The organism is bacterium (assembly GCA_035703895.1).
Taxonomy (GTDB): domain Bacteria; phylum Sysuimicrobiota; class Sysuimicrobiia; order Sysuimicrobiales; family Segetimicrobiaceae; genus Segetimicrobium.
The window spans coordinates 19,877-33,851 of the sequence record DASSXJ010000040.1; the positions used below are offsets into that span (position 1 = coordinate 19,877).

The window sequence follows — 13,975 nt, forward strand, 5'->3', positions numbered from 1 at the left end:
CCGCAGACTCGCAGGGTCCGGCTCCAGACGGATGCCGGCCACCGATAGCGTAGCAAACCCCTGGGGTGGGGGCAAGCAGCCCCCTCACTCGCCCGCGAGCCCGGGCACACCTCCGAGGGTTCGCGCCGCCCGCACGGATCGCATGATCGCTTCGGCCACGGCCTCCTGCACGGCGGCTTGGAGCGCCATCCAGTCGGCTCCCTCCTTCCCGGTGCTCAGCACGAACATGGTATCTCCGTCGACCGACGTATGGGAGGGTGCAACCGCCCGGGCCAGGCCGGCATGAGCCAGGATCGCCAGGCGCGTGGCGTGCGCCTTGGTCAACCGGGCGTCGGTGGCGACGACGCCCAGCGTGGTATTATGCGGAAACGCATCCGCGAGACCGTGCGTGCGGAGATACTCGGCCGCGCCGACAAACCCTCCGCGATCCGGACGGCGGGCACCGGCGAGAATCTTTCCTGTGCGAACGTCCATGACATCGCCAAATGCGTTGGTCACCAGCAGCGCTCCCACCGTGGCGCCGCCGGGGAGCCGGGTGCTCCACGTGCCCACCCCGGACTTCATCGCACCGCGCATCCCAAAGAGCTTCCCCACCGTCGCCCCGGTCCCGGCCCCCACGCATCCCTCGGCAACCGGCCCCGGCCGCGCAGCCCGACACGCGGCTTCGCCCATCTCCACGTCAGGCCGGACGTCTGGGCTGCCGATTCCGAGATCGTAGATGACCGCGGCGGGGACGATCGGGACCTTCGCATGCGGCGTCGGAAACCCGGCGCCGCGGGAGGCCAGGTAGCGCACGACGCCGTCCGCGGCCGCCAGCCCAAATGCGCTGCCCCCGCACAATGCCACCGCGTGCACGGCGTCGATCATGTTCTCGGGGCGCAGTAGATCGGTCTCGCGCGTCCCCGGGGCACCGCCCAACACCGACGCCCCGGCCACGGCGCCGTCCGCGCAGACTACCACGGTGCACCCGGTGAGGTGCTCAAGGTCGGTCGCGTGGCCCACCATGAGCCCGGGCACGTCGGTGATCATGAGCCCGTCTCTCGCATCCCAACATCGCCGGCGACGATCCTCTGGACCGCGCCATTGTCGAGCCGGACCAAGAGCGCCCCCGCCTCATCAATGTCGAAGGCGGTTCCATAAATGGTCGCCCCCGACATCTCCACTCGGACCGGCCGGCCAAGGGTCTCCGCCATCTCACGCCACCGCCGCAGCACCCCGGAGATGCCGGAAGACCGGAGCACGGTATACCCTTGATCCAGCTCTCTGAGCACCGCGCGGATCAAGGCTTCGCGATCCACCATATGACCGAGCTGCGCCTGCAGCGATGTCACAGGATGGCCTGGGGCCACGGGGAGCGCATCAGGAGCGATGTTGGCGTTGATCCCGATCCCTACCACGACCCAGTCCGCTCCGGGGGCTGCCTCCGCCAGGACGCCGACGACTTTCTGGCCTTCCACCAGGACGTCGTTGGGCCATTTGAGCCGAGCGAGGAGGCCGGTCGTCTTCCGGATCGCCTGGGCCACGGCGATACCTGCGACGAGCCCAATCACCGCGACCTTGTCCATGGGGAGGCCGGGGCTGAGGATCACGGACAGCCATACCCCGCCTCTCGGAGACGCCCAGGCGCGGCCCAGCCGGCCCCGGCCGGCCGTTTGCTCCTCGGCAATGATCACGGTCCCTTCAGGAACGGGGATTTCGGCCAAGCGGAGGGCGAGATCGTTCGTGGACGGCAGAGAGTCGTGCCACCGGATATATCGGCCCACGACACGCGTCCCGAGGTCCCCAAGAGCTCCCGCGCCGTGCTGACCCGACCTCATCGGTCGGCGCGCGCCGGCGACTCTTGGTCCCCTCGATACACGCTCACGCCCGCGCGGTCCGGCACCGCCTGCAGGAGCGAACCGATCGTGTCTCCGCCCGGCACACGGAACGCGGCGTCGAGTTCAGCCAGCGGAACCAGGACAAATGCCCGGTGAACCAACTGCGGATGCGGGATCACGAGATCAGGTTCATTGATCTCGAGGCCGCCGTACAGCAAGATGTCCACGTCGATGGTCCGGGGTCCCCATCGTGTGGACCGCACGCGCCCTAGGCGCGTTTCGACCTCCTGACATCGATGGAGGAGCCGGCGGGGCGATAGCGTCGTTCGACCGTCGAGCACCTGATTCAGATAGCGGGGCTGATCGGCGACGCCCCAGGGAGGCGTCTCGTACACGCTCGAGGCTGCGGCGATCCGAAGGCCGGGGCCGTCGAGCAGCGTTCGGGCCTGGGCCAGCATCCCCGCGCGATCACCCAGGTTCGAGCCGAGGCCCAGAAACACCCGGGCCGCGCTCGATGGAGCCGCATCACCCGAGTGCTTCCCACGCTCCGCCTCGCTCATGTCCGCTTCCGACGCGTGACTTCGACCCCGGCATAGGCCAGGGCGCCCCCCAGCTTCACGTGGGGTTTCCTGACTTGGACCGTGACCGCCTGGACGCGCTCGATCTCTAGGAGGCGGTGCGCCACTGCCTCGGCGACCGCCTCGAGAAGCTTGTAGCGCTCCTCCGTCATGACCTGACGAACGCGGGCGTACAGGTCGCGGTAGTCGAGTGAATCCTCGATCGCATCGGTGTGCCCGGCCCGATGCAGCTCCGCCTCGACGGCGACGTTGACCACGAAGACCTGCCCTTCGGCCTGTTCCTCAGGGTTCAGCCCGTGATAGGCGTAAAACGCCATCTCGTGCAACAGGATCCGGTCGCTCATGCCGGGAGGCGCGGCGCGCCCCTCGTGATCGCATCGGTCATGCGCGCGACCCGGACGATGGCGCGCACGTCGTGCGCCCGCACTACATCCACCCCGTTCATGATCGCCACCGCCACCGTTGCCGCCGTGCCCTCCAGCCGCTCGTGCACCGGAAGATTCAAGACCTTGCCGATGCTCCCTTTACGAGAGGTGCCGATCAGGATCGGGCGCCCCAGCACCGCCAGCTCGCGGAGGCGCCGCAGGATCTCCAGATTCTGGTCCAGCGCGAGCCCGAATCCGTACCCCGGATCGACGAGCACTTGCGTCTCGGCAATGCCCGCCGCCACCGCGACGGCGAGCTGCCTCTGCAGAAACATCACCGTCTCCCGGACGACATCACGGGCGCCGACCCGATCATCCCAGTCCATGATGACCACCGGCACACCCGCCCGGGCCACGACCGAGGCCATGGCCGGATCGCCCCGGAGGCCGGAGACGTCGTTCACCATGACCGCGCCTGCGCCGAGCGCGGCAGCGGCCACACGCGCGGAAAAGGTGTCCACGCTGACGAGGAGGCCGGCGCTTGCCAGTCGTCTGATCGCCGGAATCGTCCGCACGCGCTCCTCATCGAAATCGACCGGGGGCGCGCCGGGGCGTGTCGAGCGGCCTCCCACGTCGAACAGGTCGGCCCCTGCGGCCGCCATCTCGTGACCGCGCGCCTCGGCCGCACCCGCGTCACCGGCGAGTCCGTCCCCGGCAAACGAGTCGGGCGCCATGTTGATGATTCCCATGATCAGCGTACGGGGCCCGAACGCGATCGAGAACCTCCCGCACCGAATCGGTGGAATCGTCATCGGCCCCCGGCCGGCGGTCCGTCGGAACCAGCCGTGCCGTAGAGATCGCGGGCCAGCCCCTCCGGGTCGAGGATCTGTTCCGGACGAAGCGCTCGAAGATGGAGGGTGGCGAGCGGATCCGTTGGCAACGCCTCGCGGGGCGCGCAGCCGATGAGTTCACCCGCCGCGACAGCAATGCCGAGGCGAGCGGCTTCGGCTTCGACCCGCCGGAGCGCGGTCAGGGGGGACGTCCGGCGGTAGTCACGAAGGTTCATCGACACCTGCACGAGCCCCCGAGACGCCAGCGCCACCCCCATCGCCTGGACCGCGGGGAGCCCTCCAGAGGACTCCCGAACCGTCGCCGCGATCGCCCGGGCGGCCGCGAGATCGGTCGTCTCCAGGTCCACGTTAAACGCGATCAGGATCTCCCTCGCGCCGACGGCGACCGCCCCGCCCGTGGGGTGTACCCGGGTCGGGCCATGATCGGGGCGCCGCGCGGGTAGCGTGATGTCGGCGCGCAACCCCTCGAATCCCCCGCGACGGATCGTCGGGAGCGTGCGGGTGGGATCGTGTGCCGCCGCGCCGTACAGATATACCGGCAGGCCCAGCTGGGCCGCCAGCCGCTCGGCGAGGCGCCGGGCGAGTGCCGCACACGCCTCGAGAGTCGCGTTCCACAGCGGCACGAACGGAATGACGTCCACGGCGCCGATCCGGGGGTGCACCCCCCGATGCGTCCGGAGGTCGATCTGTTCGAGGGCTACCTCGGCGACTCGAAAGGCCGCATCGCACACGGCGTCCCCCTCGCCAGCGAAGGTATAGACCGCCCGGTTATGATCGACATCGGGGGATACATCGATGAGGCGAACACCTTCCGCGTTCCGAATGGCGCCGGCAAGCGACGTCAGGACCGCGGGACGTCGGCCCTCGCTAACATTCGGCACGCATTCGATAATGGGACGCGACACGCAGAGACCACTCGAGGGGGTCGAAGGCGCGGCGGCGGAGAGCCGGCTACTCGTCTCTCGCGTCGGCGACGCGCGAAAAGTGAATCACGGTCACGGAGTCTTCAGGTCCGATCGTGCGCCCGTAGATCTTCGATAAGAACTCGATGAGGTCGGCGTGCTCGCGCGTGGCGGGGTTTTCCCGCTCGATCTCCCGTGGAGTCACCTCACGCAGCGCTTTCACCTCCACCCGGTCGATCATCGCGGTAAAGATTCGCTGTTTGGTCCCGAACCGAGTCCCGACGGTGACCCACACCAGCTGTCCGTCCTGATACTTGTCGCGCTTGTCTCCTAGGCGGATCGTGAGCGTTTTGGAGCCGTCCCGGAGCGCCTGGGCGAAGACACTTGAATAGAAGTTCAAGGCGAACATGCGTACCTCCACATGATGACCTGCCCGCGACGCCGCTCCCGCAAGGTGCAGAGCGCTGCGTTTTGTTCGTGTCCCCCACAGGGCTTCCCTCCACGCCCGCCGTCGGGATCCCCCCGATCGGGAACACCGCTCGCGCAGGCCTCGTATGGAGGAAAGCGCCATTTCGTTAGGAGGTGTGTATGATGAAACCGCCGGTCCTACTGACCGCGTTTGTCGCCGCGCTCGCACTCGTCGGCAATCCTGCCGGAGCCGCCCCGGCGCCCTCTCCGCTACCGGTTCCGCCCCCCGGCGGCCCGGCCGCGATCCTGGGGGGCCAGGCGATCGTCGTCAACGGACGCGGGATCGTCGAAGCCGCTCCGGACCGCGCCCTCGTCAACATCGGCGCGCAGATCACGCGGCCCACCGCGCAGGAGGCTCAGGAACGCCTCAGCGCCACGATGAACCAAGTGCTGAGCAAGATCACCGCGCTAGGGATCCCGCGCGAGCGTATCCAAACGATCGAGATCAACCTCTACCCGCAGAGACGCCCGCAGTCCGGCGAGATCACCGGCTACCAAGCCGTGCAGCGGGCCGTAGTCACCGTCGACGATCTCGCCCTGGTGGGCCGTGTCCTCGACGCGGCGGTTGCCGCAGGCGCGAACCTGCTCGACGGCGTGTCGTTCACACTGCGCGACTCGACCGCCTACCGCGCGCGGGCCTTCGCCGCGGCGGTCCAAGATGCCCGGACCACGGCGACTGCGCTGGCGACGGCGGCCGGCGTCACGATCTCCAGGGTCGTGCGGATCGAGGAGATGGGCGCGACCGTCCCCGTCACCTTCGGAAAGGCGATGACGGCGACCCCGGATGCGACGACACCCGTGCTCCCGGGGACGCTCACGGTCTCCGCGCAGGTGCGGGCGGTGTTCGCGTTCTGAGTTCCCTACTTGAAATCGGGAACAAACTCCGTGTGCGGCGTTTGCCCCGGGTCCGCCCGCACGGTCGCGCGGAGTTTGCCGTCCTTCATGAGTCTCAGGACGACGTGCTTGAAGGTCACGAACCCCAAGATCCGATCGGCCGCCTGCGTCCCTTCCGCGGACAGGAGTTCCTGGTTTTGGGCCGGAGTCTTCTTCGGGTCGGTCACGACGTCTTTGACATCCAAGGTGAGGGTACCGGTGCGGCGATCCAGCCGGACGCTCTGGACCGTCCCGGCTCCGACGTAGCCCTCGACAAGGTTCTTCGCCGCGGCCTCGGGTGGGGGCGAGGCGACCGATTCCTGTTTCGCTTCGTAGGCGCGCTCCCAAATCACGAGCCCGGCCCCGGCGACGAACACGATGGCGATGTAGATCATCACCGGCCGCCAGGCGAACGGCATCCGTTTCTTGGGCTTCGGCAACGGCTACCCTCCTCCCACGCTACCCGGGGACGGCCACGATGCCGTCGCTTCGGGTGAGCGTACCCCGGTAGAGAAACGCGATCTGCCGCAACGCCGCCTGCTGATCGAATTCGGTGAGCGCGGAGACTGCGTCCACGGGGACGATGATCTGCAGCCATCGGAGCGCGGCGCTGCCCGCGGTGTGGAGCACGCAGATGTTGCTCACCGTGCCGGTCACGATCACTGACGCGACGCGCCGCTGCCGGAGCTCGTGGTCCAACGTCGTGCCGTAGAACGCATCGTAGCGAAGTTTACGGACGACCAGATCATCCGGGCGGGGCGCCAGGTCGGGCACGATCTCGGCCCCCCACGTTCCCGCCACGGCGTGCGCCCCCCACAACGCGAACTCGGGATCGTCGGGACGGTGCCAATCCTGCGTGTAGACGACGAGGAGCCCGCGCGCGTGCGCGAAGGCTCGGAGGCGGGCGATCGCGGGCACGGTCGCCTGCGCCGCAGCCACGGTGAGGCTCCCGCGCGGATCCACGAAGTCGTTCTGCATGTCTACCACGATGAGGGCCGTGTCAGCGGGGTTGACCTGGACCCGGGGCTCGATGGTGATCGGTGGGACCTCGATCATGGATGGCCTCCCTCGAGAGCGACGCTGCGTCCAGAAAACATACGCGGGGAAGCAGCCTCGGCTCCTTCCCCGCGCAGCGTCGTGTGGGCGTCCGTCTCTACCCGGTCGCCTCCGGCTTCAGCTTTGGCTTCGGCGGAATGGTGGCGTCCGAACGGGAGAACGACTTGACCTCCTGGGTCACGGCCGGCGCCGGCGGGGCCGCCGAGACGTCGGGCGGCAGCAGCTCGCCGGCGATCAGCGCGTCGAGCTCCTCGCTGTCCAGCGACTCCCGCTCCAGCAGCGCTTTGGCGATGCGGTCGAGCACCTCTTGGTGGTCGGTCAGCACCTGACGCGCGCGGCTGTAGCACTCGTCGATGATCCGGCGGACTTCCTTGTCGATCTCGTAGGCGATCTCATCCGAGTAGTTCCGGCTTTCTACGAGATCCCGTCCCAGGAACACCGGCCCGTGCTTGGTGCCGAGCGTCAGCGGCCCGAGCTTATCCGACATCCCGAACTCGGTCACCATCTTGCGGGCGAGCTCGGTGGCTTTCTCGAAGTCGTTGGCCGCCCCGGTCGTGATCTCTCCGAAGACGATCTCCTCGGCCACCCGGCCGCCAAGGATCGCCGTGATGTTCGCCAGGATCTCGCTCCGCGTGACGGTGTACTTGTCCTCCTGCGGAAGCGGGAGCGTATAGCCAAGCGCCATACCGCGAGGCAGGATCGTGACCTTGTGCGGCGGGTTCGCCTGCGGCAGGAGCTTGCCCAACAGCGCGTGCCCGCCTTCATGGAATGCTGTCAGCTCGCGCTCTTTGGGGGACAGGATCCGGCTCTTTCGCTGCGGACCCGCGATCACCCGCTCGATCGCCTCGTCGAACTCGGACATGCCGACCCGCTTCTTCCCCCGCCGCGCCGCCAGCAGCGCCGCCTCGTTCACCATGTTCGCCAGATCGGCCCCACTGAACCCGGGCGTGCGCTTGGCCAGCACGTCCAGATTGGCATCGTCACCGATCGGCTTGCCACGCACGTGCACGTCAAGGATGGCGCGCCGCCCCTTCGTATCCGGGTTGTCCACGACGATCCGGCGGTCGAACCGGCCGGGCCGCAGCAGGGCCGGGTCGAGGATGTCCGGCCGGTTGGTGGCGGCGATGACGATGATCCCGGAGTTGGGATCGAACCCATCCATCTCCACCAGCAACTGGTTCAGCGTCTGCTCCCGTTCATCGTGCCCGCCGCCTAATCCGGCGCCGCGCTGCCGTCCTACTGCATCGATCTCGTCGATGAACACCAGACAAGGCGCGCTCTTCTTCGCCTGGTCGAAGAGATCTCGTACGCGGCTCGCGCCGACGCCGACGAACATCTCGACAAACTCGCTGCCGGAGATCGAAAAGAACGGCACCCCGGCTTCGCCCGCGATCGCCTTGGCCAGCAGCGTCTTGCCGCTCCCCGGCGGGCCCACCAGCAGCACCCCCCGTGGGATCTTGGCGCCCAGCGCTTGGAACTTCTTCGGATGCCGGAGAAACTCGATGATCTCCTCCAGCTCCTCCTTGGCTTCGTCCACTCCGGCGACGTCGTCGAATGTCACCCGGGTCTTCGCTTCGGTATGCAGGCGGGCCCGGCTTTTGCCGAACGACATCGCTTGGTTCGACCCCGATTGAGCCTGGCGCAACATCAACATCCAGAGGCCCACGAGGACGAGAAACGGCAGCATCGTGGTCACGAGGTTGGGCCAGAGCGACGATCGAGAGGGCGGATCTACGCTGATCTTGACGCCATGGGACCGCAGGATCTCCAGGTACGAGCTATCGCCCTTGGGCACATACGTGCGAAACGGCTGGCCGTTTTTCTTCTGACCGGACACGGCCTCATCGCCGATCGTCACCTGGTCGATGTGTCCCTGTTGCGCCTCGGAGATGAATGTGCTGTAGGCGACGACCTCGCTCGACGTACCCCGGTTGTTGTAGAGAGGAAGCACGAGGTAGAGCACGACAACGACAATCAGCGCCCAGACAAGCAGGTTCCGGACGTACTTGTTAAACAACCGAGCAACCCCCTCGAAACGATCGACCGCCGGACCACAGCCGCCGCCGGCGGGCGCCCCCTGGAACCCGGTCGAAACTTATCACAAAATTATAGCACATCTCACGCCCTCAACGGCCGCGCCACGACGCGGACGCCACGCATCGTGGTTGGTGTAATCTGCGCAGCTTCCGATGCCCGCATGCCGACGATCCACAGGACCATGCCGTCCCGTGTCGTCAACACCGGGATGGACGCCCGGCGATGCCGCGGGATCTTCTCGTCCCGCAGGTAATCCGCGACCATCTTCGTCCGCCCCTCCATCCCCACCGGTGCGAACCGGTCTCCGGGTTGTGGTCCCCGCAACACCAGCTCGCTCCCAACACACGCGGCGTCCAACACCACCGCATCCCGTCGGGCCAAGTCCTGCCCCGCCTCGAGCTGATCTCGCGTCAGCTCCTCCGCGGTCACCTGCACACCATACTCCACGGCGACCACACGGCCCGGCACCGACACCTTATATAACCGCGGCGGGCCGCCCGTGCATTCCGCCGCGACCTCGGCGCCCGTCGGGAGCCGGGTGATCCGCACGCCTCCGGGGAGCGGCATCCAGGAACCCGCTTGCCCCTCGAGCACAAGCTGCCGTGCCCCTTCAATGTGAACGAACCGTACGGCGCGCAAGTTCCCGCGTACCCGTCGCAACGCCTCGCGCAGCACGCGCCGTTGGAGCGCCGCGGGCAACCGGATGAAGCGCTCGAGCGACACCTGCACGACTTCCAAATCGCCCGTGAGCGTCTCCGCGATTCGCGCGGCCGCCAGCGTGTCGATCGCCTCAGCTTCGTCCCGCAGCAGATCGGCCGCGCGCGCCAGCGTTTGCCGCACATCAGGATTATACCCTTCGAGGGCGGGAAGCAGGACCAGCCGGATCCGATTTCTGAGGATCGCGAGATCCCGGTTCGTCGAATCCTCCCGCCATTCGGCCCCGATCGCTCGAAGATACGATTCGACGTCCCGCCGTGTGGTCTCAAGCAGCGGCCGGATGATGGACGTTTCGCCGCTCCGTCGAACGGGGGGGATCCCGGCCAGCCCATCGAGGCCGCTCCCGCGCAGGAGCCGGATCAGCACGGTTTCGGCTTGATCATCGAGGGTATGCCCTGTGGCAACGACCGTCGCGCCGACGTCCCGCGCGACTCGCGCCAGAAACTCGTAGCGAAGCCGGCGCGCCGCGTCTTCCACGGACAGGCCTTCTTGATCGGCGAGCGTTCGCGGATCGACGGCGGCTTGATGATGCTCCAACCCGAGGGTACGGCTCATCGCGGCGACAAACGCCGCGTCGAGACCGGCCTCCGGACGCAACCCGTGATCGACATGGGCGACGTGAAGAGTCAGGGGGCGGTCGCGCGCGATCGCGGCAAGACCGTGCACCAACGCCGTCGAGTCGGGCCCGCCAGAGACCGCCACCACGACGGTTTCTCCGCCCATGAGCATCCGGTGCCGGCGCACCGTGTCCTGCATGCGGTGCACAAATGCGTGGTCACCACCGGCCATGGCGTTCACGGAGATCTCGCATACTGGATCACGCTGGCTCATTCCGCGATGCGGACGCACCATCCCGGACGGTTCTGGAGTTGGTGGCGGCGGAGGGCTTCGAACCCCCGACTCCGCGGGTATGAACCGCGTGCTCTGACCACCTGAGCTACGCCGCCGTGTGCGCCTTCATTATAACAGGATCACAGGGAAACCGGTTCTGAAAAACAGCGAGGCCACACACAGGTTAAGCCGGGTTGGCTCCGAAGAGCTACCTCTCTCTCATCCTGATGTGTGGCGCTCGCTGACATCGCACACTGTATCACACGCCTCCCTCACTGCCAATCGGGAACTTTCGTTTGACGTGCTGTGGATAATTCGCATGGGGATATCTTGTGGACATCAAAGAAGGACCGCGAGACACCGTGGGAGTATCGGGTCTGCGTGCGGATCGGCGTGCCAAAAGAAATCAAAGACCAGGAGGGACGCGTCGGCATTACGCCCGCCGGCGTCCATGAGTTGGTGGACGCCGGGCACACCGTGCTGGTCGAAGCGAAAGCGGGTGAAGGGAGCGGTATCTCCGACCGGGACTACGAACATCGAGGCGCGCGGATCACCCGCGCGGCGGCAGAGGCCTGGGACGCGGAGATGGTCATGAAAGTCAAGGAACCCCTATCGGAGGAGTACCGCTACCTCCATCCCGGACAGATCATCTTCACGTATTTCCATCTTGCGGCGGCCCCGGAGCTCACCAAGACGCTTCTCACATCCAGGTCCCTGGCGATCGCCTACGAAACGGTCCAGCTTGCCGACGGCGAACTGCCGCTGTTGACCCCGATGAGCGAGGTCGCGGGCAGGATGTCGATCCAGGAAGGGGCCTTCTATCTAAAGGAGACGGCCGGCGGTAAGGGGACGCTCTTGGGGGGCGTCACAGGAGTGGCCCCCGCCAACGTCGTCATCATCGGCGGCGGGGTCGTGGGGACGCATGCGGCAAAGGTGGCCACGGGGATGGGCGCGCAGGTGACGGTCCTGGAACGAAACCCCCGGCGGATGTCCTACCTGGACGACGTCCTGCACGGACGCGCGATGGCGATTATGAGCAACCCGGTCACGATCGAGCAGGCCGTTGCATACTCAGACCTGCTCGTGGGAGCCGTGCTCATCCCCGGGGCGCGCGCCCCGCGGCTTGTGACCGAGGCGATGGTGCAGACGATGAAACCCGGATCGGTGATCGTCGACGTCGCCGTCGATCAGGGGGGCTGTATTGAGACCACGGAGCCGACGACGCACAGCCACCCGATCGTAATAAAGCACGACGTCCTGCACTACGGCGTGACCAACATGCCGGGCGCGCTTCCACGGACCTCGACGTACGCGTTGACGAATGCGACCATCCGATACGCCCTGGCGATCGCCGGCAAGGGGTGGCGGCGCGCCGCGCTTGAGGACCCGGCATTGGCGCACGGCGTCAATACGGCGGAGGGACACCTCACACATCCGGCGGTCGCCGAAGCGCACGAGCTGCCCTATACCCCTCTCGAGAAATTCCTTCGGTAAGCTCCGGCGCCGTCCGGGTCGGACGAATCGCTGCCGGATATGATCGAGCGAGGCCGCGGCTGGGGATGGACCTTGCGGGGCCTTACTCCTTCGGTTGTTCCTTGGACTTGTCGATCCGGATCTTGCCGGCCGCGATCTCTTCGAGAGCGACGGTCACCGGGTTGCTGCTGGCGACGTCGACCATCGGCAGCTGACCTTCCTTCAAGACGCGCGCCCGCTTGGAAACGGCGACGACGAGTCCGTACTTGTTCTCGATCTTCTCGAGCAACGCCTCGAGCGGAGGCCGAATCATCATGATGGTATCCTATCCTCCTTGTACCGTGAAACGCATATGCCCAGCAACGCGGATCGGCGGACAACGGGACACGCCACCGCAGGGCCGGAAACACCGGCGGAATGGATGGGGAACCAAACGCTGGTAGGCGGGGGAAATCTGCGGCGGGGTGAAAGCGATGACTCTCACCCCGCCGACATTACTCCCGGCAGCGACCTACTCTCCCGCGCAGTTGCCCGCGAAGTACCATCGGCCCTGGAGGGCTTAACGACCGTGTTCGGAATGGGAACGGGTGTAACCCCTCCGGCATCGCCACCGGGAATCTCACACAGTGGGGCCATACGGCCCCTACGACTCAGCCATGGCTCGTGCGTTCGGATCCCGGCCCCCCGTGCTAATGGAAGCCTTAGCCTGCGACTCCGAGCCACGGTGCAAGCTCCATACAGCTACCCCTAAGAAAGTACCTTCAAGCCCTCGACCGATTAGTACCGGTAGGCTCAAGGCCTTGCGGCCCTTACACCTCCGGCCTATCAACCAGGTAGTCTTCCTGGGGTCTTACCCGGTTAGCCCGGTGGGAGGCCTCATCTTGGGGTGGGTTTCGCGCTTAGATGCTTTCAGCGCTTATCCCGTCCGCACATAGCTACCCGGCGCGTGCCCTTGGCAGGACAACCGGTACACCAGAGGTGCGTCCACTCCGGTCCTCTCGTACTAGGAGCAGCTCCCCTCAAGCCTCCTGCGCCCGCAGTGGATAGGGACCGAACTGTCTCACGCGTGTTGTTTCCCCTGTTTCCAGAGGCACAGACTATAGCTCCATCCTTCCGGAGAAGTCAGAAGGAGCCGGCGTATGATGGGTGTCATAGATTTGCTTCTTCAGCACAACAACCCATCTCAGGCCTTGCGGCCATCAGTCGTTACAGGGAACGGAAGCCGATCTCCGGTAGTGCTTCCCTCATTCCAGCTTCCGTTCTTCCCTCGGTATTGCCCTCCGCAACGTTCGGCAGTTGCGGGAGGGTTCCACCGATATCAGCCGGTTTGCACCTCAGGATTACTCCCGAGGGACGCAGTGTCCCTACGTTCTGAACCCAGCTCACGTACCGCTTTAATGGGCGAACAGCCCAACCCTTGGGAGCTACTACACCCCCAGGATGCGATGAGCCGACATCGAGGTGCCAAACCTCCCCGTCGATGTGGACTCTTGGGGGAGATCAGCCTGTTATCCCCGGGGTAGCTTTTATCCGTTAAGCCACGGCGCTTCCACTTGCCGCCGTAGGATCACTAGGCCCGACTTTCGTCCCTGCTCGGCTTGTAGGCCTCACAGTCAAGCCCCCTTATGCCCTTACACTCGACGCACGGTTTCCAACCGTGCTGAGGGGACCTTGGGGCGCCTCCGTTACATTTTAGGAGGCGACCGCCCCAGTCAAACTGCCCACCTGCCACTGTCCCGACAATCGATGAGATCGTCGGTTAGGACGTAATTCAATCAAGGGTGGTATTCCAAGGTTGGCTCCACCGAAGCTGGCGCCCCGGCTTCGACGCCTCCCACCTATCCTCTACATGACAGAACCACATCCAATGACAGGATACAGTAAAGCTCCACGGGGTCTTTCCGTCCAGCTGCGGGTAGTTCGTGTCTTCACGAACACCACAACTTCGCCGAGTCCCTGGTCGAGACAGCGCTCAAGTCGTTACACCATTCGTGCAGGTCGGAACTT

The 13,975-nt window shown here is 66.2% G+C and carries 14 protein-coding genes, 1 tRNA gene and 2 rRNA genes; 2 read left to right on the top strand and 15 right to left on the bottom strand.

The annotated features are described in order from the left end of the window. Window positions 1-84: 84 nt before the first annotated feature. The 7 genes from VFP86_03075 to VFP86_03105 are packed head-to-tail and all read right to left on the bottom strand — an operon-like array spanning window position 85 to window position 4,922. Window positions 85-1,029, bottom strand: coding sequence for a P1 family peptidase (locus VFP86_03075; protein HET8998610.1), 945 nt, complete (start codon window positions 1,027-1,029; stop codon window positions 85-87). Then, window positions 1,026-1,763, bottom strand: a complete 738-nt coding sequence (locus VFP86_03080) for a biotin--[acetyl-CoA-carboxylase] ligase (GenBank protein HET8998611.1) — start codon at window positions 1,761-1,763, stop codon at window positions 1,026-1,028. The genes VFP86_03075 and VFP86_03080 overlap by 4 nt, the downstream gene beginning before the upstream one ends. A gap of 50 nt (window positions 1,764-1,813) precedes the next feature. Further along, the gene (gene folK / locus VFP86_03085; protein HET8998612.1) at window positions 1,814-2,377 is read right to left on the bottom strand and encodes a 2-amino-4-hydroxy-6-hydroxymethyldihydropteridine diphosphokinase; all 564 of its coding nucleotides are present in this window, start codon (window positions 2,375-2,377) and stop codon (window positions 1,814-1,816) included. After that, window positions 2,374-2,739, bottom strand: coding sequence for a dihydroneopterin aldolase (folB, locus tag VFP86_03090; protein HET8998613.1), 366 nt, complete (start codon window positions 2,737-2,739; stop codon window positions 2,374-2,376). Before folB ends, folK begins: the two co-directional genes overlap by 4 nt. Then, window positions 2,736-3,572 (bottom strand): dihydropteroate synthase, encoded by an 837-nt coding sequence (gene folP, locus VFP86_03095; protein ID HET8998614.1) that lies wholly within the window; start codon window positions 3,570-3,572, stop codon window positions 2,736-2,738. Before folP ends, folB begins: the two co-directional genes overlap by 4 nt. Next, entirely contained in the window at window positions 3,569-4,516 is a 948-nt protein-coding gene (gene ftcD, locus VFP86_03100; protein ID HET8998615.1) for a glutamate formimidoyltransferase, read from the bottom strand. Before ftcD ends, folP begins: the two co-directional genes overlap by 4 nt. A gap of 46 nt (window positions 4,517-4,562) precedes the next feature. Then, window positions 4,563-4,922: an ASCH domain-containing protein gene (locus VFP86_03105; GenBank protein ID HET8998616.1), complete on the bottom strand. Its 360-nt coding sequence runs from the start codon at window positions 4,920-4,922 to the stop codon at window positions 4,563-4,565. Between the two features lie 179 nt (window positions 4,923-5,101). Between VFP86_03105 and VFP86_03110 the strand changes: the two genes are divergently transcribed. After that, the gene (locus tag VFP86_03110) at window positions 5,102-5,836 is read left to right on the top strand and encodes an SIMPL domain-containing protein (protein ID HET8998617.1); all 735 of its coding nucleotides are present in this window, start codon (window positions 5,102-5,104) and stop codon (window positions 5,834-5,836) included. A 5-nt stretch (window positions 5,837-5,841) separates the two neighbouring features. Here VFP86_03110 and VFP86_03115 read toward each other — a convergent pair whose 3' ends face one another. The 5 genes from VFP86_03115 to VFP86_03135 form a co-directional block, all read right to left on the bottom strand. After that, on the bottom strand, window positions 5,842-6,294 hold the full coding sequence (locus tag VFP86_03115; protein ID HET8998618.1) for a hypothetical protein: 453 nt from the start codon (window positions 6,292-6,294) through the stop codon (window positions 5,842-5,844). 19 nt (window positions 6,295-6,313) lie between these two features. Continuing rightward, window positions 6,314-6,910 carry an isochorismatase family cysteine hydrolase gene (locus tag VFP86_03120; protein HET8998619.1) on the bottom strand — a complete coding sequence of 199 codons (597 nt, stop codon included), beginning with the start codon at window positions 6,908-6,910 and terminating at the stop codon, window positions 6,314-6,316. 97 nt (window positions 6,911-7,007) lie between these two features. Continuing rightward, window positions 7,008-8,927: an ATP-dependent zinc metalloprotease FtsH gene (gene ftsH, locus VFP86_03125; protein HET8998620.1), complete on the bottom strand. Its 1,920-nt coding sequence runs from the start codon at window positions 8,925-8,927 to the stop codon at window positions 7,008-7,010. A 101-nt stretch (window positions 8,928-9,028) separates the two neighbouring features. Then, entirely contained in the window at window positions 9,029-10,453 is a 1,425-nt protein-coding gene (gene tilS / locus VFP86_03130; protein HET8998621.1) for a tRNA lysidine(34) synthetase TilS, read from the bottom strand. A gap of 81 nt (window positions 10,454-10,534) precedes the next feature. Further along, window positions 10,535-10,611, bottom strand: a tRNA-Met gene (locus VFP86_03135). A gap of 265 nt (window positions 10,612-10,876) precedes the next feature. Here VFP86_03135 and ald point away from each other — a divergent pair. Further along, entirely contained in the window at window positions 10,877-11,989 is a 1,113-nt protein-coding gene (gene ald, locus VFP86_03140) for an alanine dehydrogenase (protein ID HET8998622.1), read from the top strand. An 82-nt stretch (window positions 11,990-12,071) separates the two neighbouring features. Here the strand turns inward: ald and rpoZ are convergent, their stop codons facing one another. The 3 genes from rpoZ to VFP86_03155 form a co-directional block, all read right to left on the bottom strand. Beyond that, on the bottom strand, window positions 12,072-12,284 hold the full coding sequence (gene rpoZ / locus VFP86_03145) for a DNA-directed RNA polymerase subunit omega (GenBank protein HET8998623.1): 213 nt from the start codon (window positions 12,282-12,284) through the stop codon (window positions 12,072-12,074). A 182-nt stretch (window positions 12,285-12,466) separates the two neighbouring features. After that, a 5S ribosomal RNA gene (gene rrf, locus VFP86_03150) occupies window positions 12,467-12,583 on the bottom strand. 142 nt (window positions 12,584-12,725) lie between these two features. After that, window positions 12,726-13,975: ribosomal RNA gene (locus VFP86_03155) — 23S ribosomal RNA — on the bottom strand; the annotation flags it as partial.

What these genes read in the sequence shown, in the direction of transcription:
- folK (HET8998612.1), bottom strand. Translation starts at nt 2,377, where the DNA reads ATGAGCGAGGCGGAGCGTGGGAAGCACTCGGGTGATGCGGCTCCATCG.
- VFP86_03120 (HET8998619.1), bottom strand. Translation starts at nt 6,910, where the DNA reads ATGATCGAGGTCCCACCGATCACCATCGAGCCCCGGGTCCAGGTCAAC.
- rpoZ (HET8998623.1), bottom strand. Translation starts at nt 12,284, where the DNA reads ATGATGATTCGGCCTCCGCTCGAGGCGTTGCTCGAGAAGATCGAGAAC.
- VFP86_03110 (HET8998617.1), top strand. Translation starts at nt 5,102, where the DNA reads ATGATGAAACCGCCGGTCCTACTGACCGCGTTTGTCGCCGCGCTCGCA.
- VFP86_03105 (HET8998616.1), bottom strand. Translation starts at nt 4,922, where the DNA reads ATGTTCGCCTTGAACTTCTATTCAAGTGTCTTCGCCCAGGCGCTCCGG.
- folB (HET8998613.1), bottom strand. Translation starts at nt 2,739, where the DNA reads ATGAGCGACCGGATCCTGTTGCACGAGATGGCGTTTTACGCCTATCAC.
- tilS (HET8998621.1), bottom strand. Translation starts at nt 10,453, where the DNA reads ATGGCCGGTGGTGACCACGCATTTGTGCACCGCATGCAGGACACGGTG.
- VFP86_03075 (HET8998610.1), bottom strand. Translation starts at nt 1,029, where the DNA reads ATGATCACCGACGTGCCCGGGCTCATGGTGGGCCACGCGACCGACCTT.
- folP (HET8998614.1), bottom strand. Translation starts at nt 3,572, where the DNA reads ATGACGATTCCACCGATTCGGTGCGGGAGGTTCTCGATCGCGTTCGGG.